Source organism: Nocardia gamkensis NBRC 108242 (assembly GCF_001612985.1).
In the GTDB taxonomy this organism is placed as follows: domain Bacteria; phylum Actinomycetota; class Actinomycetes; order Mycobacteriales; family Mycobacteriaceae; genus Nocardia; species Nocardia gamkensis.
In genome coordinates this window covers 13,490-31,779 of record NZ_BDBM01000057.1, presented here as the reverse complement: position 1 = coordinate 31,779, position 18,290 = coordinate 13,490, and the positions used below count along the sequence as shown (strand labels likewise).

Below are 18,290 nucleotides of genomic sequence, written 5' to 3'. Positions count from 1 at the left end.
ACAAGCGTGTCCTCCACGTCCCCGTATACCAGTTCGACCCGTTCGTGGATTTGATTTTGAACAACTATGTCGATTCCCAATTTAACTCCCTGGCTTTTACGGGATCGGATACATGGTGATGATGCCGCCGAATCGGTCGGTGATGATCTTGTATCGGCTGGTGGCGTGACCACCCAACTTCTCCGACACGCTGCCGATGACTTTACCGGCGTCGACCTCGCGTTCGAAGTTGCCGTCGTGGTTGGGTCCACGTGCCGGTGAGTTCTCGGCCGCTTCGGCCAGCTCATCGAGTTCCTCGCTGGTAATCGTGTCGGGCCATGTCCCCTTCGAAGGATTATAGTTGGGAGCGCCTTTGACATGCTTGCCGAGAATGTACTTTTCGACTTCATCGGTCATACCCGGAGCCGGATTTCCCGGAGCCAGCGGCAAGTTCTCGAATTTGTCCTCATCATCGATGTAAACCTTCATGGCGATGATGGCAGCAAGTTTGAGCGCGATATCGGTGAGGCTGGGGACTTTGTCGAACGCAGTGACGGTGAAGGCTGCGGCGCCCGCCACCGCGGAGGCAGTGCCGATTATTTTGATGAGTTTGCTGGCGTCGTAGGTGCTTTTGAGCACTCTGGCGGTGTTGCCCGCGATCGCTACGACGCCGACACCGGCGGCGACGTCGCTGAGTGCGGCGGTGATCCAGGAGGCGGCGACACCGATGACGACAGTGGCTCCGGCTGCTATCAAAGCGTTGGTGACCGCGTCCCTGAATTTGTCGCGGGTTTCGGAGGTGGCGGTGCTGTACTCCGCGACAGGTGTAGCGAGGTTGAGGGACGCGGAGGCAAGCTGGGTGGCGCCGCCGTTGAGGGTGGTGAGGTGACCGAGGATGGGGTCGAGGCCTTTTTTGTCCTGGATGTCGCTGAAAAGGTTGCTGATCTCGGTGATCCGGGATGCGGCATCGGTGATGGTCTTATGTTCGGAGAATGCCTTCCAGGTCGATGCGGCCTTGGCGAGCTTGTCCTTGTTGCCGTTGGGCAGCTTGCTTCCGAACTCCTCTTGGACTTTCCCGACCAGGGCGTCGTAGAAGCCGGGGACACTGCCACTTCCCTCGGTGACGCCGTCGCCGTTATTGCCGACCGAAGTCGGGATGGTCACCTTGTACTCCGACATCGCCGTCACGGTGGGCCGGTCGGGCATCGGGTTGGAGTTGTTGGACAGTGCCCAGTTGTACCCGGCTGCGTAGAGCATGTTGCCGAAGTTGGTGAGGGCGTCGGCCAGGTTCGTGCAGGTCTGCATCGTTTCCCGGGCGACGTGGTCGTAGGTGCTCCCCCATTGTTCGCAGCCCGCGGTGTTCCCGGCCATGCCAGCGCATTCACCCTTGACCGCGTCGTGGACCGGTTTGTCGGCGGCACGGAGGTCGGTTGCCAGCGCGTGGCATTTCTTGCCGGCGTCGTAGTAGGTCTGCCAGTCGATAACCAGTACACCCATGTGTCTTATCCCTGGGAGAACATCTTGTAGTTCGTGTCGTGGGCGGTGGTGTAGCGCGCATGGGCCGCCTTCGCCGCGTCGCTGACATCCTTCACACCTTCGACGAACTCCCGTGCCCCGGCGATCCATTGAGTGTGGGCATCGGCGTACGCCTGGGCCGCAACCCCCTCCCACCCAGTACCGGCCAGGGTCTCGACCCGGTGATCGATCTCATCGAGATGCTCGCCGATGAACCCGGCCAGACCCGACAGACGAACCACGATCTCATCGAGATGGTCCAGGTCGACCGAAAACCGAGAGTTCATGGCAGATCCAAACTCGAAGTGCTCAGAGACGCAGCGTTGCTTTCATCGCGTGCTTGATAGGTTTCCGCGGTGACGCCGAGCTTTTCCGCCATACCAATCAGGGCGGTCATGATTCTGGCGCCGCCATCGCGGACCTCGGTCCAGCCCTCGGAGAATTCGTTGGCCGCGTCCCCGGTCCAGCCGCCATCGGTCAGCGAAGCGACGTCCGTCGCGGTGGAGTCCAACGCCGCGTGCAGCGCCTCCGCCAACTCGTAGACGTACTTGCCGACCTCGCGCACCTTCTCGGGCACCACGGCGAGGTTCTGGCCAGAGGCTGGTGTCCCCCCATCACTCATGACGCGAATCCTAACCGATACGCGCTTGGGTACCGGTAGAGCGAGGTAGGAGATCTTGGTCGGTTGTGGCGCTCAACTCCGCCTTCCTCGACAGCGTCGAAGCGCAGAGCGACCTGGCACCAGGCCGCTGCCAGGTGAATCGGTTCAGCCCACGCTCTGGGCACGCCCCCGGCAACTATCAACAGCTGACGCGGCGGCCACCATTGATATCGCCATCGCACTCGCTGGCTCGAGCAGCGCGAATAGTCGCTACTCGGGATATGGAGCCAATCAGCTTGCGACGCGGACAAGGTGACGCTCCACGGACAAGTCATCCGAAGACGACGGAACGCCCTATCGACAGTCCTATGAATCGGACGTCTTCATTCTGTCCAATATCCTGGGCTGCCATTGGTAAAACCAACTGAACTTGTAGGACTCCCCATCGGGCGACGCGGTTGCGGCATAGGTGAATCGACGGTCAGTCGTACGGACCGGGACTTTGTCGACGAGTTGCTCGAAGCGCGGTTCGACCCGAACCGGGAGCGTTGTCGGGTCCGGTGTTATCACCGGAAAACAAAGGCGCTCGATCCGGGGCGATTCCCAGCTGATGGTGGCGTAGATATCGAATGCTTTCCCGGCGAGTGAGAGAAAGTCATCGCTCGGGTCCGGAAGTCCGGCATCCCGGTGCAGCGACACGATGGCGCGGGGTTCGAAGTAGTCGGCCGACAGTCCGGGGAAGTACACGTTCATCGTCTTGTCGTGGTAATCGATACCGAGCAAGCCGACTTTGTCCGCCAAGCCGTGACGTGCGAACATGCGGGCATGGTCGGCGAGACTGGGCGGCATGGACGGTAGTTCGGCGAGCTCCGATACCTTCTGCATGCCATCGGCGGGAAAGAACGGCCAGATTTTCTTGAAGCCGCCGACTACACCGATGTCGATCCCGTAGCTGTGGATCGGGCACCGTTCCCGGACCTGGTCCAGCAGAGCGCCGACCGGATGATCGGTCTCGGGAATGAGTTTGTTGGAAAGGGCGATGTCGTAAGGGTCGATGTCGCTCGGCAGCGTCAAGAAGCGGTAGTCGAGGTCTCCCGAGCGGCGGGCGTCGGTGACCACTCGGAGGGAGATCACGGAACGCGTGAGCATCGCGCCGTACGCGGTCAGAGTGGGCCGGACAGCTTCTCGAGTGCAGGGCACGTTCCATAGCCGCGCGGATTCCTCGATGGCCGCGTAGAGATCGTCCAGCTCGGATTCGGTAGTGGTGAACACGCGTCCTTCCAGAGATCGGTGCTACGAGCAACATCACGGTTCCGCCAATTCCATTCAACCAGAATGCAACTCAGAGCCGGGTGCCATGTGTGGGAATGCCGGCACCGCATCCTTCCAGTGTCACGCGGTTGACGAACGGAGGTAGCGGGTGAGGGCATGACCCAGATGCGGGCCGAGGGGACCGGCGTGGTCGGTGGTGGTGTGCAGGCGTGCGGCGTTTTCCAGCAGTGTGGCGTAGGTATCGGTGGTAGCACGGATTCGGTGATGAGCGGTCTCGGCGATGACGACGGCGAGAGGTGCGGCGGGCCACCACCAGACGGTCAAAGCAAGGTAGAGAACGGACCAGGCCGCGAGCGGCGCGACTTCGGGCAACAAGCGGACCGCCCGCCGAAGCTGTTCCGCCGCCCGGCCCGGCTGCGCCGCCGCGGCGAGCTCGGCGGCGCGAGTGTCATGCTGACAGCGGATCTCGTTCTCGATCCGATGAGTCGAAACCGACGGTTCGGTAAAAGGACCAACTGCTACCGGAGACACTCGATCCGGTGGCGAAGGTCGCGGCCGACAGCGACAACGCCGTGCGGGGCCGTGGTCTGGTGGCCGACCCGGATGGGCCCCGCATGCCCGCCTGCGTCGTCAGCACTTCGGCGTGCGCGGAGTGCACAAAGGCAGCAGGTTCATGCGGGCCGGGGTTTCCGTGACGGGCGGCGGTGGGGGAACCGTCTCGGTGGTGAGCACAGGAGCTTGGGTCGGTTGCACAGCGCCGCCGGTGGGCGGCGAGCAGGCGGCGGCCAGTATCCAAATCGTGCCGATGACCAGCACGATCAGCGCCACCGCGGCGATCTGTTGTGAGCGGTGGCTGCGTGGCTTCGATTTCTCGGAGGTGCGGCCGGGGATGCGCGCGGACAGCGCGGTTATCTGGTCGCGAACCGTAATCCGTGGACGCTCGAGCACAGCGGTCGGCGCGGGGCGGCGCAGTGGCTGCGGTTCGGGGGTGGGTGTGGACCATGCTGTGGGCCGGCTCGGCTGAGGTGCCTGCGGCGGGCGCGGGCGCGGCGGCCGGTCGGCGTCGGGCTCGATCCACGACGACCAACTGTCCGTGAACGACGACGGTGCGGGGGCTGACTGCGCAGCCGGATCGACATCCTCTTCGGCGGGCGGGGGTTCTGGTTCAGTTCGTTCCGGCGCGGAGGACTCAGCTGCGGCGGGGCGTATCGACGCCACGTGTCCGGCGGCGAAGCGTTCCGTCGCATAGGAATACGGCTCGGCGACTTCTTCCCGTGCGGGCCTCGCCGCTTCTGCCCCCGCGGGCCTCGCCGCGAGTCGCCCTTCGAAGCGCGGCGGCTCCGGTTGGTGATCTTCTGGCACGCCAGGTGCGAACGGCCGCGCGTCCGCGAGAGAGAAGGCCGACTGGCGCTCTTCGTCGCGAGCGTACGAATGAGCTGTCGTATCCAACGGCTCCGGCATCGATGGAGGCTCCGGCGCGAGGAATTCCGGCGCGAACGGATCTTCCTCGGTAGGTTGCATCTGCACCGCCGCGGCGACGGGCGCCTGCGGGGGATGTGACTCGGACGCCTGTACGTCCTGGCTGCTGTCCGGAACAGCCGTGTGCCCGAGCGGCTGCCGAGCCGTCGACGACCTGTCACCCTGCGGTGCGCTTTCGGTATCGGACCGCCTCCCGTGCTCGGACTCCGAACCCTCGGGCTCTCCGAAATCGGGTTCACGGGCGTCGGTCTGCTTGGGCGTAGACAGCGATGCAGTCGACTGATCTGCTTCCGACAGCTGATGGTCCCCATCGTCTGTGACGTCACGGCCCTCGACGACTCGCGTCGATGCGGTGAGCCGCGTCGCATCCGGATCGGCGTCCGGCGGCTCGGGCACGGTATCCACCGGTGGTGCGTCCGAACCCGCCGACTCGTCGGCGTCGGACCCATCCGTAGGCGTCCTGTCCTCGAGTTCAGGAGTCTTCCGCGTGACACTCGCCAACGCAGCCAGCGTCCCTGCCCGCAACTTCCGCTCCGGCGGGAAGCCGTCCGCTGCCAAGTCGTCGACGGTGATCTGATCGCCCAGGTTCAAGTCGGTGAGCAGGGCGTGCGTGCGTTCGGCGGTCCAGATGAGCTTGCGGCTCGCGGTGCGGTGGAACCACGCGCGCAGGTCGGCCTGCCCGGCCCCGAACACCACCGCGCAACCGCGCCTGCGTGACTCGATGTTCAGCGTGAGGTTCGAATCCTGGGGCGGCACCACGACGATCAGGCCGTCGACGAAGGCTTCCGCGTTGTGCTTGCGCACCAGCGCCTCCAAGTTGGAGACGTTGTTCGTCACCTGGTCGAACGGGCTGCTGTCGTGGTCGCGCACGTGGACCGGGTCGCCCGCGTAGCCGGACAGCCGCCAGCGGCCGTTGGCCTGCACCGACAGGACACCGCTCGTCGCCTCCGGGACGGTGCCCTTGACCTCGACGACGACCGCGGCCCTGGGGGTGATCACCACCAGATCGGCTTCTTGCGTTTCGTCTCTGCGCTCGCGGTCGGGTAGGTAACACCCCGAGATCGCGAGTCCCACAATGACGTACTGGCCGGTCCAACTCCGCATCCAGTCGAGCACGCGCTGTTCGGATCGCGGCGCCGTCGTTCGTTCATTGATGACCAACATCGGCGGCCTCCATCGCCGTCCCACACCATCGACCACCCAACGGTATGCGCCGGGTTTTCCGACACAAAATCGAAAGGCACTGGAACAGCACGGTATTGGCAGCACAAGGGCATGCGGAGTGCGGCGTGTGGGCAGCACCACACTCGTGGGCCGTCCGCTGATCAACTCAGGCGGCGCACGTTCGCCACGGACTGTACACGCCGCCCGATGTCGTGAAATTGAGCATCACGATAAGCACCATCATCGTCAGCGTGGTCCAGCGCCGTAAGAAGGTGTGCAACCCGATGCCCACCGCGAGAATCCCTGCTGAATAGAGCCATGACATCGCCCAGACGGCGGCGGCGTAGTCGTGGTCGACCACATGGAATACCGGCCCGGCGACACCGAGGCCGATAACGCTCACCGCCAGCGATGTGACCAGGCATCTCACCCGGGAGGTCGATCCCGCCAACCGCCGCAACCACATCCTGCGCGCCACCCCGCCGGGCAGCGGATCGCACGGGAGGCCGAACAGCGCCGCCGGGAGGCGTTCGCCGAACGGTTCCGCGACTGGGACGACGAGGACCTCGCCGAACTCGCCGGGTACTTGGTCCGCTACAACGCGGCGGACGACTGATCGTCACACCACCGGCGCGGCAGCGGCCATAGACCGAATTGGCCGAGGTCCGGCAGACGCGAGCAAGACCTCACCCTCGCAGCGCCGAAGCCAGAGCCGGATCCACCGAGAACGCTATGGCGATCAGCGATTCGACCAGCAGGTCGACGAGCTGTTCGCGGGAGATGGGTTCGGAGCGCAACCACGTGAGCGTGGATTCCTCCACGAACGCGATCCACCCGCGCATGGCGAGCATGAGCCGGGGATGGTCGGACTCGGCGACCGGAACCGGCGTCTCGGCCAGGATGATGCCGATGATGGCGTCGCGGGTCTGATCGACCAGCGGGGCCAGCTCGGGGCTGACGCTGGTCGGCCCACGCAACAGCGCGAGGTAGGACGTGCGGTTCTCGGTGACGTACTCGATGTAGCGCTCGATGGAATCGCGCAGCATCTCGAACAGACCGAGCGAGCGGTCCGGGATCACGCGCTCGATCAGTTCGGCGTTGGCGTGTCGCACGATCGCCAACTGGAAATCCTGCTTGGTCGGGAAGTAGTGGAACAGCAGGCCTCGGGAGATGCCGGCCTGGGCGGCGATCTCGCTGACGGAGATGTCGTCGATGGAGCGCTCGCCGAGCATCTTGGCGCCCAGGGTGATCAGCTGCTCGCGGCGCTCGTCGGGACTGAGCCGCGTGCGCTTGGGGGCGTCCGACTGAGTTCTGGTCACCGGTTCATCCTACTGAACGGGAGTCAATACACTGTTGACTCGTGCTCAATAGCACCGTAGGCTGCATTACATGAGTCGCAAGGTTACAGACAAAGCTGTCGCCGGCCGATCCACGCGCCACGCCAGGACGATCATCATCGGCAGCGGGTTCGCGGGTCTGGGTCTGGCCATCCGGCTGACCCAGCAGGGTCGCAACGACTTCCTCGTGCTCGAACGCGGCAGCGATGTCGGCGGCACCTGGCGCGACAACACCTACCCCGGCGCGGCCTGCGACGTTCCTTCGCACCTGTACTCGTACTCGTTCGCGCTGAATCCGGACTGGTCGCGGTCGTTCTCCAAGCAGGGCGAGATCCAGCAGTACATCCAGGACGTGTCGAAGCGCTACGACGTGCGCGACAAGCACGTCTTCGACTGCGACGTGACCAGCGCACGCTGGAACACCGAGACCGCGCTGTGGGAGATCGAGTCGAGCAAAGGCAGCTTCACCGCCGACACGGTGGTCTCGGCGGTCGGCGCGCTGTGCGAGCCCGCGCTGCCGGACATCAAGGGCATCAACGACTTCGAAGGCGAGATCTTCCACTCCGCCCGCTGGAATCACGACGCCGATCTCACCGGTAAGCGGGTCGCCATCATCGGCACCGGCGCCTCGGCCATCCAGATCGTGCCCGCCATCGCTGCGAAGGTCGGCCACCTGGACGTCTACCAGCGCACCGCGCCCTGGCTGCTGCCGCGCCTGGACCGCCCGTACACGAAGGCCGAGCGACTCGCCTTCAAGCGCGTGCCGGGCCTGCAGCGACTATCCCGCGCGGCTATCTACGCCGCGCGCGAGACCCAGGTGGTCGGCCTGGCCAAGGTTCCGGCCCTGATGCAGCTGTTCGAGGCGATCGCGAAGGCGAAACTGCGCTACGAGATTCGTGATCCGCAGTTGCGCGCCAAGGTCACGCCGAACTTCCGGATCGGCTGCAAGCGCATGCTGATCTCCAACGACTACTACCCCGCGCTGGCACGCCCCAACGTCGACGTGGTCACCGACGGCATCGCCGAGGTACGCGCGAACTCGATCGTCACCGAGGACGGCACCGAGCGCGAGATCGACGCGCTGATCGTGGCGACCGGCTTCCACGTCACCGACTCGCCGACCTACGAGACGATCTTCGGCCGCGACGGGCGCACGCTGTCGGAGGTGTTCGACGAGATCGGCCAGCAGGGCTACAAGGGCTCCACGATCGCCAACTTCCCCAATATGTTCTTCCTGCTCGGCCCGAACGTCGGCCTCGGGCACACCTCGATGGTGTACATGATCGAATCGCAGATCAACTACGTCGCCGACGCGCTGGCTACCATCGACCGCCTCGGCCTGCGTACCGTGGAAGTGCGCCGCGACGTGCAGGATGCCTACAACAAGGACCTGCAGGCGAAGCTGGCGGGCAGTGTCTGGCTGACCGGCGGGTGCTCGAGCTGGTACCTGGACAAGCACGGCAACAACACCACGTTGTGGCCGGACTTCACCTTCGAATTCCGTCGCCTGACCAGAACATTCGACGTGTCGGCGTACGACATCTCCCTTTCCCGAACCGATGTGAAAGCAGTGGCATCGTGAGCAGTGACGCTTACTTCAAGAACAAGGTCTGTGTGATCACCGGAGCGGGCTCCGGGATCGGCCGTGCGCTGGCGGTGAATCTGGCCCGGCGCGGCGCCAAGCTGGCGCTGTCGGATATCGACGTCGACGGCCTCGCCGAGACCACGCGCCGCTGCGAGCAGCTCGGCGCGCAGGTCAAGTCCGACCGGCTGAACGTGGTCGAACGCGAAGCGGTGATCCTCTACGCCGACGCGGTGAAAGCGCACTTCGGCACCGTGCACCAGGTCTACAACAACGCGGGCATCGCCCACCACGGCGAGATCATCCGCTCGGAGTACAAGGACTTCGAGCGCGTGATGGACGTCGACTTCTGGGGCGTCGTCAACGGCACCAAGGCGTTCCTGCCGATGGTGATCGAGTCCGGCGACGGCCACATCGTCAACGTGTCCAGCCTCTTCGGCCTCATCGCGATCCCCGGCCAGAGCGCCTACAACGCGGCGAAGTTCGCGGTGCGCGGTTTCACCGAGTCGCTGCGCCAGGAGATGCTGGTGGCCCGGCACCCGGTCAAGGTCACCTGCGTGCATCCCGGCGGCATCAAGACCGCGGTCGCGCGCAACGCCACCTACACCGAGGGCATCGACAGCAAGTCGGCCGCCTCGATGTTCGACAAGAAGCTGGCCATCCACACCCCTGAGATGGCGGCGCAGACCATCACCGAGGGAGTGCGCAAGGGCCACGGCCGTGTGCTGATCGGCTGGGAGGCCAAGCTGCTGGATCTGTTCGTGCGGGTGACCGCGTCGGGCTACCAGCGGATCGCGGCCAACGTCGAGCGCCGATTCCTGCCCTGAGCCGGGATCCGAGGAACGACGAATGCGCGACATCGACCTTCCGCTGCCCCTGGCGCGGGCGATACTGAATCCGATCTTCCGGGTGACGCTGCACAAGCGGTTGCCGTTCGCGATGCAGCGCAGGCTGCTCGACCTGAGTTCACGGGCGCAGCTGTTGCCCGCGGGCTCCGTCGTGCAGCCCCTGCGCCTCGGCGGCAGGCCCGCCGAGCGGATCGGCTTCGCGGACACCTCCGAGCACGGCGCGGTTCTCTATCTGCACGGAGGCGGATACGCCGTCGGCTCGCCCGCGACGCACCGCTCGCTGGCGGCCCGGCTGGCGCGGGACACCGGGTGCGCGGTCTACGTGCTGGACTACCGGCTGGCGCCGGAGCATCCCTTCCCCGCCGCACTGGAGGACGCCGAAGCGGCGTTCCTGGAGCTCGTGGCCAGTTCGGGCCTGCGGCCGGATCAGATCGCCGTCTCCGGCGATTCCGCGGGCGGCGGACTGTCGCTCGCGCTCGCGCAGCGCCTGATCGCCCGGCACGGACAGACCCCGGCCGCGCTCGGTTTGATCGCCCCCTGGGCCGACCCCAACGAGATCCCGGAGCGGGAACGCGATCTGGTGATCAACAAGCCCTGGTCACGAGCCTGCGCGGCCGCCTACCTGGGCGACGGCGACGGGGCCGACCCGGCCTACGCCCCGCTGACCGGTGAACTGCGCGGCCTGCCGCCCACCTACGTGCAGGTGGACGTCAGCGAACTGCTGCACCGCCAGTGCGTCGCGCTGGTCGCCGCCCTGCGCGAGGCGGGTGTACACGTCCGCTTCACCGAGAGCAAGGGCTTGTGGCACGTCGCTCAACTGCAAGCCGCGCTGGCCGGACCCGCGGCGGCCGCTCTGCGCGAACTCGCGGAGTTCCTGCGCGAAGCCATTCAACCGGCGGACCTGCGCGAACTAGGATGAAACCCGAGCGGTTCCCCAGCCTGTGGTGATGTACGGAGGCGATTGGCGGTGGTCGACCTCACGGCCCAAGCGCAGGTGTCGTAGATTACTGGCGAGTAAACCCACGTGGAAGGGCACTGATGCGAGAGTTCGAAGTCCCGGCTTCCTACACCATTCCGGATGACGCGAACAATTCCGACAACGTCTTCCGCCACGCCGAGCAGTCACCGAACACGGTGCTGTTCAACGTGCCGAACGGCAGTGGCGGCTGGCGGGATGTCACCGCCGCGGAGTTCGCGAAAACCGTCACCGGGGTGGCGAAAGGCCTGATCGCTTCGGGGCTCGAACTCGGCGATCGCGTCGCCATCATGGCCCCCACTCGCTACGAGTGGGCCGTCCTCGATTTCGCCATCTGGGCCGCGGGCGGCTGCACCGTCGCGATCTACGACAGTTCCGCCGCCGAGCAGGCCAAGTGGATCCTGCAGGATTCGGCCACCAAGCTGCTGATCCTGGACAGCGACAAGCACCGCAAGGTGATCGACGAGATCGAATCCGGGTCGCTGCCGGATCTGCGGGAGACCCTGCAGATCGACAAGGGCGCGCTGGACGAGCTGACCACCCGCGGCGCCGAGCTGGACGACCAGGCCGTGCACGAGCGTCGCGCCCAGGTCGGCGCGCAGTCGCCCGCCACCCTGATCTACACCTCGGGCACCACGGGCCGTCCCAAGGGCGTCATGCTGAGCCACGCGAACCTGTACGCGGAGTCCAAGTCCGACCGGATCGCGCTGAGCAAGTACGTCACCGAGGGCAAGAAGACCCTCATGTTCCTGCCGCTGGCGCACGTATTCGCCCGCGCCGTCGCGCTGGCCGCGTTCGACGCGAAGGTGATCGTCGCGCACACCGCCGACTGGTCCACCCTGGTCGAGCAGTTCGGCAGCTACCAGCCGCACTTCATCCTCTCGGTGCCGCGAGTGTTCGAGAAGGTGTTCAACAGCGCCAAGCAGAAGGCGCACGACGGCGGCAAGGGCAAGATCTTCGACGCCGCCGCCGATACCGCGATCGCGTGGAGCGAAGCGCTCGACAACGGCGGACCGGGCATCGCGCTGAAGCTGAAGCACGCGCTGTTCGACAAGCTGGTCTACAGCAAGCTGCGCGCCGCCCTCGGCGGTCAGTGCGAGGCGGCCGTCTCCGGCGGCGGTCCGCTCGGCGCGCGGCTGGGTCACTTCTTCCGCGGCGTCGGCGTCACCATCTACGAGGGCTACGGTCTCACCGAGACCACCGCGGCCATCGCCGTGAACACCCCGGAGCGGATCCGGGTCGGGTCGGTCGGCCGTCCGATCGAGGGTCACGCCGCCAAGATCGCCGAGGACGGCGAACTGCTGCTGCGCGGCTCGGTCGTGTTCAGCGGCTACTGGGGGAACGCGGAGGCCACCGAGGACGCCTTCGAGGACGGCTGGTTCAAGACCGGTGACCTCGGCGCCATCGACGGCGACGGCTTCATCACCATCACCGGCCGCAAGAAGGAGATCATCGTCACCGCCGGTGGCAAGAACGTCTCCCCCGCGCTGCTGGAGGACTCGCTGCGGGCGCACCCGCTGATCAGCCAGGTGATGGTGGTCGGCGACGGTCAGCCGTTCATCGGCGCGCTGATCACGCTGGATCCGGAGTCGCTGCCCGGCTGGAAGGAACGCAACAGCCTGCCCGCCGACACCCCGATCGAGAAGCTGATCGAGAACCCGGATCTGATCGCCGAGGTGGACGCGGCGGTGGCCGAGACCAACAAGAAGGTCTCGCACGCCGAGCAGATCAAGAAGATCCGTCTGCTGACCATCGACTGGACCCAGGAGACCGGCGAGCTCACCCCGAAGATGTCGCTCAAGCGCGCGGTCGTGATGAAGCAGCACGCCGACGACGTGGCGAGCATCTACAACTGAGCTGATCGCTGCGAGGCGCTGTCCGCTGTTCGCGGACAGCGCCTTTCGCGTATCCCGGCTCGTCCACGACGAACAGCGCCCGGCCACCCACCGCAGCGCGCGCCGCGACCGCGACCGAATGCACCGTGAGCGAAATCGCCGGAGCGGAGTTCGTCGGCGATCGAGCGTCGACGACGGTGGCCGACCGGGTCAGCGGTTGCGGTGGCCCACCGGCAGTAGTCTCGATGCCATGGCCGATCTGCGACTGCGCGTGCCGGCCGGGATGGTCTCGGCGGGCCTGACGCTGGGCGTGGCCGAACTCCTCGCGGCTGTTCTCGATCCCGGCAGCGCACCGCTGCACGTCCTCGGATCGGCAGTCGTCGACCACACGCCCGACGGGTTGCGGGAATGGGCCATCACCACCTTCGGCACCAACGACAAGGCCGCGCTGTACCTGATCATGGGCGTGATCACCGTGCTGGTCGCCGGGCTGGCCGGTGCGATCGAACGGACCGGCCGAGCCGCCGGATCGTGGTTGTTCGTAGTGTTCGGGGTGGTCACGGCATGGGTGGCGGTGACGCGTACCGGTCTGTCCGCCGCGTTGCCGACGGTCGTCGGCGTTGCCGCGGGTATCTACGCGCTGCGCGCACTGACCCGTCGTATCGATGCGGCCATCGAGAAGTCCACTGGCGATAACCGAATCGGCGCGACGCTGCCGACCGGTGATTCCGAGGTGCCGACCGAGACCGGTGGGTCGGCGTCCACCCCGGGCGGCGGAAATCGAGGGAGCTCCGGACCCGCGTCGGATGTCGACGAGACGTCCGACGCCGCAGTCCAGGCGGGCGCGGGCACCGGTTCGCCTCCGGGCGCGAAAGCTCTTGACGCACAACAGCACGAAGCAAGTCCGGCTGGAGTGGCAAACGCGACCGCACCGGCCGACGAAGCCGCACCGACAGCGGGGGCATCGAGCGCCACCGGGTCGTCCTCGCCGGTGGCCGACACCAACCGGTCCCGGGCCGCGGAACGCAGGCAAGTCTTGCGGGGACTGTTGGTGGTAGGCGGATCAGCCGTGGTCACCGGGGTCGGCGGCCGCGTGCTCGGTGCCCGCCGCAGCGACGTATCCGGCGAGCGCGCCGCGGTGCAGCTGCCGGAGCCCTCCGCCCCCGCCGAGCCGGTCGCGCCGGGCGTCGATCTCCGCGTACCCGGGCTCACGCCCTATCTGACCCCGAACGACGACTTCTACCGGATCGACACCGCGCTGATCGTGCCGCAGGTGTCCAAGGATGGCTGGTCGCTGCGTATCCACGGCATGGTCGAGCGCGAGATCCGGCTGGACTGGGCGGATCTGGCGAATCGTCCGGTGGAGGAACACCTGGTCACGCTGGCCTGTGTGTCGAATCCGGTCGGCGGCGACCTGATCGGCAACGCGCGCTGGCTCGGCTACCGCGTGGATCGGCTGCTGGCCGAGGCGGGCCCGCACCCCGACGCGGACATGGTGCTCTCGCGCAGCGCCGACGGCTGGACCGCGGGCACTCCGCTGGCGGTGCTCACCGACGGACGCGACGCCCTGCTCGCGATCGGCATGAACGGCGAACCCCTTCCGGTGCAGCACGGTTATCCCGCCCGGTTGGTCGTGCCCGGGCTCTACGGCTACGTCTCGGCCACCAAGTGGGTGACGGAACTGGAAGTCACCCGCTTCGACCGCGCGACCGCGTATTGGACGCGCCGCGGCTGGTCGGCACTCGGCCCGATCAAGACCGGCACCCGCATCGACACCCCCCGCGCCCGCGGCCGCCTCCAGTCCGGCCGCATCCCCATCGCCGGTGTCGCGTGGGCCCAGCACCGCGGTATCCGCGCGGTGGAAGTCCAGATCGACAACGGCCCCTGGCAGCAGGCCCGCCTTTCCGAAGAACAGTCCATCGACACCTGGCGCCAGTGGGTCTTCGACTGGGACGCCACCTCCGGCCCGCACACCGTCCGCGCCCGCGCCACCGACGGTTCCGGCGAAATCCAAACCGCCGACCGCCGCGACGTGATCCCCGACGGCGCCACCGGCTACCCCTCCGTCACCGTCCAGGTGGCCTGAAACCGACAGCGGTCGCCGATCGGTCAGCTGGCTACGGAGTCGGCCTTGGCGCGTTCTCGCTCGGGTTGCGCCGGGGCGGATTTGCCGTGGCGGATGAACAGCACCGAGGCGGCGACGCCGATGAGCAGGATGGCGGAGGGGAGCAGGGTGGACTGGCTCAGCGCGGTGCTGAAGGAATCCTTGACGAACTCCGGGATCGGGCCCTGGCCCGCGCCGCCTTCGGCGACCTTTCCGCCGCCCAGTCCGTTCGCCGTCATCCGGGCCGCCACCAGCGCGCTGATCGCCGCGCTGCCGAGCACCGAGCCCACTTGGCGGGTGGTGTTGTAGACGCCCGCGCCCGCACCGGCCTGCTGGACGGGCAGGTTGTGGGTGGCCGTGGACGCCAGCGGGGCCCAGATGCAGGCGTTGGCGAAGCCGGCCAGCGCCGCGGCCACCAGGAACCAGGCCAGCGACGAGTGCGGTTCCATCAGGGCCGCGAACCAGAACACCGACAGCGCGAACAAGCCGAAGCCGACGGTGGGCACGATCCGCGGGTGCAAGCGGTCGGCGAACTTGCCGACCAGCGGGGCCGAGAAACCGGTCACGATCGCCATGGGTGCGAAGACCAGCGCCGACTTGGTCGGCGACAGCTCCCGCACGGCCTGCAGGTAGAAGTACGTCGGCACCATCAGGGAGGTCACCGCCGCACCCATCGCGGCGATCGCGGCATTGGACAGCGCGAAGTTGCGGTCGCGGAACAGGCTCAGCGGCAGCAACGGCTCACCCTTGGTCTTGGCCTGGTTGACCAGGAAGACCGCGAGCACCACGATGCCCGCGCCGATCAGCAGCCAGATGCGCAACGACCAGTCGTAGCTGTTGCCCTCCTGGATGCCGAACACCAGCAGGAACATGCCGACGCCGCTGAGCAGCACGCCGGGGATGTCGAACTTGTGCTCGTGGGTCGGCAGTGCGGGCACCAGCCAGACCGCCAGTGCGAAGGCGACGACGCCGACCGGGACGTTCACGATGAAGATCCACTCCCAGCCGAGACCGTCCACCAGCACGCCGCCGAGGATCGGGCCGACCAGGGTCGCCAATCCCGCGACGCCACCCCACAGGCCCATGGCGGCGCCGCGCCGGTCCGGCGGAAAGGTCCGGGTGATCACGGCCATGGTCTGCGGCGTCATCAGGGCGGCGCCGATGCCCTGCGCGGCGCGGGCCGCGATCAGCATGGCGATGCTGCCGGACAGGCCGCACCACAGCGACGCCGCGGTGAATACCGCCAAGCCGATCAGATAGATGTTCTTGGGGCCGAATCGGTCGCCCAGCCGGCCGGTGACCAGCAGCGGCACCGCGTAGGTGAGCAGGTAAGCGCTGGTCACCCAGATCACCTGCGAGATGTCGGCGTGCAGGCTGGTCATGATCGCGGGATTGGCGACCGCGACGATCGTCATGTCCAGCAGGATCATGAAGAAGCCGACAACCAGCGCCAGTAGCGCCGGCCACGGATTACGTTGTGTGGACATCTGTTTCGTTCCTAACTCGGATTATCCGAAAAATTCGAGACGGGTTTCGCCGCGCTGCCGGGGGGCATCGGTGGCGACACCGCGGAATCGGCGCCGTGGTAGGCGGAGCGCGCGCCGGTCACCGGGTCGAAGTTCTCCCATTCGAGTGCACCGCCGGCCAATTCGGCGGTGAACTCCTCGACCCAGGCGAGTTCGGCGGCGAGCAGAGCCCGCAGATAGGGCAGGGCGATCCAGTAGCGGCGGGGGACGACGTGCTCCTCGGCCCAGGCGCTCAGCATGTCGGCGTCGGCCAGTTCGGTTTCCAGTACGCCGATTCGTTCGCGCAGCAGCGCGAGCACCTCCGGCTTGGGCAGATTGTGCAACTCCCCCAGCGCCACCGGGAAGATCGGATACTCCGGGACGGGACGTCGCACGATCTCGGCGATCCGGTTGCGCAGCGCGTCCCTGCCGCGCCCGGTGATCCGGTAGGTGGTGCGCTCGGGCCGGTTGCCCGCCCGGTCGACGCCCTCGGCGCGGACCAGTTCCTGGTCGGCCAGCCGGGACACGGTGTGGTACAGCGAACCGGGCCGCACCTTGACCAGCTTGTCCTCGCGCCGGGCGATCAACGTCTGGAACATCTCGTACGGATGCATGGGCCGCTCCTCGAGCAGTGCGAGCACGGCGATGGCCAGCGGTGTCACCGGTGGATGCGCCTGCCCTTGCCCCATGCGGGGTCACCTCCGTTGCTGAATCGTCTCGGCCCTCGGCTGCCGCCGTTCCGCACGCTATCGCCGGACGCCGACATGCTCCACGCTAAATATTCCACGTGGAATATACGGCTCGGAACAGTCTGCGGACAAGACGGGTCGACCCGTGATGAGCCACACAATCCCCGGCCTCGCGTATCGCGTTCCCGACTACCTCGCGGATACACGACGAGAGGCCACCGAGACGTCAGGTTCTCGATGACCTCTCGATTTCAGCTCCGGCCGAAGGTCGACACCGTTGGCAACCTGTCCAGCGCCGTTGCTGTTGCAAGACCGGAAATGAAGCGTTGTTCGCCAGAGCGGACCGCCGCGCACGCCAGGCCGGAGACCCTCGCCGACTACAGCGCGTGCTTGTCCAACCAAGCACGCGCGACGTCACCCGGCGCGGCGCCGTCGTCCCGGACGCTGCGGATCATGGCCGCCAGCTCGTCGGTCATCAGCTCGCCCGCGACGTAGTTCAGCTTCTTGATCTGCCGCTGGTCGAGCAGGCCTTTGCGGAACAGCGGCAGCACGTTCTCGGCACGCACGGCGTAGTCGTCGTCGGCCAGCACGGCCAATCCGTCGGTCGCGCCGGGCGTCAGCTCAGGGGGACCACCGAGAAGACCGACTTGAACGCGTCCGTCCAGCAACGCCTTCCGCAACGCGGCCGGATCCGGGAAGGCCACGGTGGCCGCGAAGTCGCACCCGTCGACGCGCTCACGCCCGGCGGAAGGCAGCAGGCCCGGCGTGGTCGCCACACCGACGGTCAGTCCGCCGCAGCGCGGCGCGAGATCGCCCACCGTCCGCACTTTGTCCTGGGCCGCCGCCTGCGTGGTGAGCAGCAGCCGCGGCCGCAGATCGGCGCCCTCGGCGCGGTCGGAGACCACCAGCCCTTCGGGCAGCGCGGCGCTCACCGCCTTCACCACCTTTTCGGGGAGCCGAACCGTCGCGTGTTCGTCGAAGTGGGCCAGCAACGCCCCGGTGTGCTCGCCGACCACTTGAACCCGGTCGGCGTCGAGCGCCGCGAGGTAGTCCGCGCGGTCGCCCAGCCCCGGGGCGACCGCGGTGCGCGCGCCGGTCCGCGCCAGTGCGCCCGCGTAGATCTCGGCGAGCACCGACGACTCGATCGAATCACCCGCGCCGACGGTGATCGACGGCGCCGGCTCGTCGTTCCCGCAGGATACGGCCAAGGCGACCGAAGCGACGACCAGCAACCGAGCCAGCACCCGCTGTGACGCGGCCAACACCATCCGGCGACACCAACCCTCCGACGAACCGACACAGCCAACGGGAAAACCCGGAAGCAGGCAGTATGGACACCCAGAATGTACCGGCGGCCGTTCGGTGCCGAGCCCGCGCCCGCCGTCCTGTCGGAAGGACTCTCGT

At 66.9% G+C, this 18,290-nt stretch carries 16 protein-coding genes; 5 read left to right on the top strand and 11 right to left on the bottom strand.

What is annotated here, in order from left to right; all coding sequences use genetic code 11:
* Positions 1-96: 96 nt before the first annotated feature.
* The 8 genes from NG1_RS30180 to NG1_RS30140 all read right to left on the bottom strand — a co-directional run bounded on the left by NG1_RS30180 (position 97) and on the right by NG1_RS30140 (position 7,329).
* Positions 97-1,476 carry a hypothetical protein gene (locus tag NG1_RS30180; protein ID WP_245660124.1) on the bottom strand — a complete coding sequence of 460 codons (1,380 nt, stop codon included), beginning with the start codon at positions 1,474-1,476 and terminating at the stop codon, positions 97-99.
* A 5-nt stretch (positions 1,477-1,481) separates the two neighbouring features.
* On the bottom strand, positions 1,482-1,781 hold the full coding sequence (locus NG1_RS30175; protein ID WP_062976484.1) for a WXG100 family type VII secretion target: 300 nt from the start codon (positions 1,779-1,781) through the stop codon (positions 1,482-1,484).
* Positions 1,778-2,116: a WXG100 family type VII secretion target gene (locus NG1_RS30170; protein WP_062976482.1), complete on the bottom strand. Its 339-nt coding sequence runs from the start codon at positions 2,114-2,116 to the stop codon at positions 1,778-1,780. Before NG1_RS30170 ends, NG1_RS30175 begins: the two co-directional genes overlap by 4 nt.
* 345 nt (positions 2,117-2,461) lie before the next feature.
* Positions 2,462-3,367, bottom strand: coding sequence for an aromatic prenyltransferase (locus NG1_RS30165; protein WP_063910478.1), 906 nt, complete (start codon positions 3,365-3,367; stop codon positions 2,462-2,464).
* Between the two features lie 120 nt (positions 3,368-3,487).
* Positions 3,488-3,739: a hypothetical protein gene (locus tag NG1_RS30160; protein WP_157114322.1), complete on the bottom strand. Its 252-nt coding sequence runs from the start codon at positions 3,737-3,739 to the stop codon at positions 3,488-3,490.
* A gap of 258 nt (positions 3,740-3,997) precedes the next feature.
* A complete protein-coding gene (locus NG1_RS30155) occupies positions 3,998-6,010 on the bottom strand; it encodes a nuclease-related domain-containing protein (protein ID WP_062976477.1) in 2,013 nt (670 codons plus the stop codon).
* A 166-nt stretch (positions 6,011-6,176) separates the two neighbouring features.
* Positions 6,177-6,413 carry a hypothetical protein gene (locus NG1_RS30150; protein ID WP_218019015.1) on the bottom strand — a complete coding sequence of 79 codons (237 nt, stop codon included), beginning with the start codon at positions 6,411-6,413 and terminating at the stop codon, positions 6,177-6,179.
* Positions 6,414-6,696: 283 nt separating this feature from the next.
* A complete protein-coding gene (locus tag NG1_RS30140) occupies positions 6,697-7,329 on the bottom strand; it encodes a TetR/AcrR family transcriptional regulator (protein WP_040869442.1) in 633 nt (210 codons plus the stop codon).
* A 70-nt stretch (positions 7,330-7,399) separates the two neighbouring features.
* On the opposite strand from NG1_RS30140, the gene NG1_RS30135 reads away from it, so the two are divergent.
* The 5 genes from NG1_RS30135 (at position 7,400) to NG1_RS30115 (ending at position 14,674) form a co-directional block, all read left to right on the top strand.
* A complete protein-coding gene (locus tag NG1_RS30135) occupies positions 7,400-8,929 on the top strand; it encodes a flavin-containing monooxygenase (RefSeq protein WP_062976473.1) in 1,530 nt (509 codons plus the stop codon).
* Positions 8,926-9,756 carry an SDR family NAD(P)-dependent oxidoreductase gene (locus tag NG1_RS30130; protein ID WP_062976472.1) on the top strand — a complete coding sequence of 277 codons (831 nt, stop codon included), beginning with the start codon at positions 8,926-8,928 and terminating at the stop codon, positions 9,754-9,756. Before NG1_RS30135 ends, NG1_RS30130 begins: the two co-directional genes overlap by 4 nt.
* A gap of 22 nt (positions 9,757-9,778) precedes the next feature.
* Positions 9,779-10,696: an alpha/beta hydrolase gene (locus tag NG1_RS30125; RefSeq protein WP_062976470.1), complete on the top strand. Its 918-nt coding sequence runs from the start codon at positions 9,779-9,781 to the stop codon at positions 10,694-10,696.
* Between the two features lie 119 nt (positions 10,697-10,815).
* Entirely contained in the window at positions 10,816-12,609 is a 1,794-nt protein-coding gene (locus NG1_RS30120; RefSeq protein WP_062976468.1) for an AMP-dependent synthetase/ligase, read from the top strand.
* A gap of 229 nt (positions 12,610-12,838) precedes the next feature.
* The gene (locus tag NG1_RS30115) at positions 12,839-14,674 is read left to right on the top strand and encodes a molybdopterin-dependent oxidoreductase (protein ID WP_062976466.1); all 1,836 of its coding nucleotides are present in this window, start codon (positions 12,839-12,841) and stop codon (positions 14,672-14,674) included.
* A 23-nt stretch (positions 14,675-14,697) separates the two neighbouring features.
* Here NG1_RS30115 and NG1_RS30110 read toward each other — a convergent pair whose 3' ends face one another.
* The 3 genes from NG1_RS30110 to NG1_RS30100 form a co-directional block, all read right to left on the bottom strand.
* Positions 14,698-16,179 (bottom strand): DHA2 family efflux MFS transporter permease subunit, encoded by a 1,482-nt coding sequence (locus NG1_RS30110; RefSeq protein WP_062976464.1) that lies wholly within the window; start codon positions 16,177-16,179, stop codon positions 14,698-14,700.
* An 11-nt stretch (positions 16,180-16,190) separates the two neighbouring features.
* Complete coding sequence (locus NG1_RS30105) at positions 16,191-16,886, bottom strand: PadR family transcriptional regulator (RefSeq protein ID WP_062976462.1); 696 nt, start codon at positions 16,884-16,886, stop codon at positions 16,191-16,193.
* 377 nt (positions 16,887-17,263) lie between these two features.
* Complete coding sequence (locus tag NG1_RS30100; RefSeq protein ID WP_062976460.1) at positions 17,264-18,154, bottom strand: glycine betaine ABC transporter substrate-binding protein; 891 nt, start codon at positions 18,152-18,154, stop codon at positions 17,264-17,266.
* Positions 18,155-18,290 lie beyond the last annotated feature (136 nt).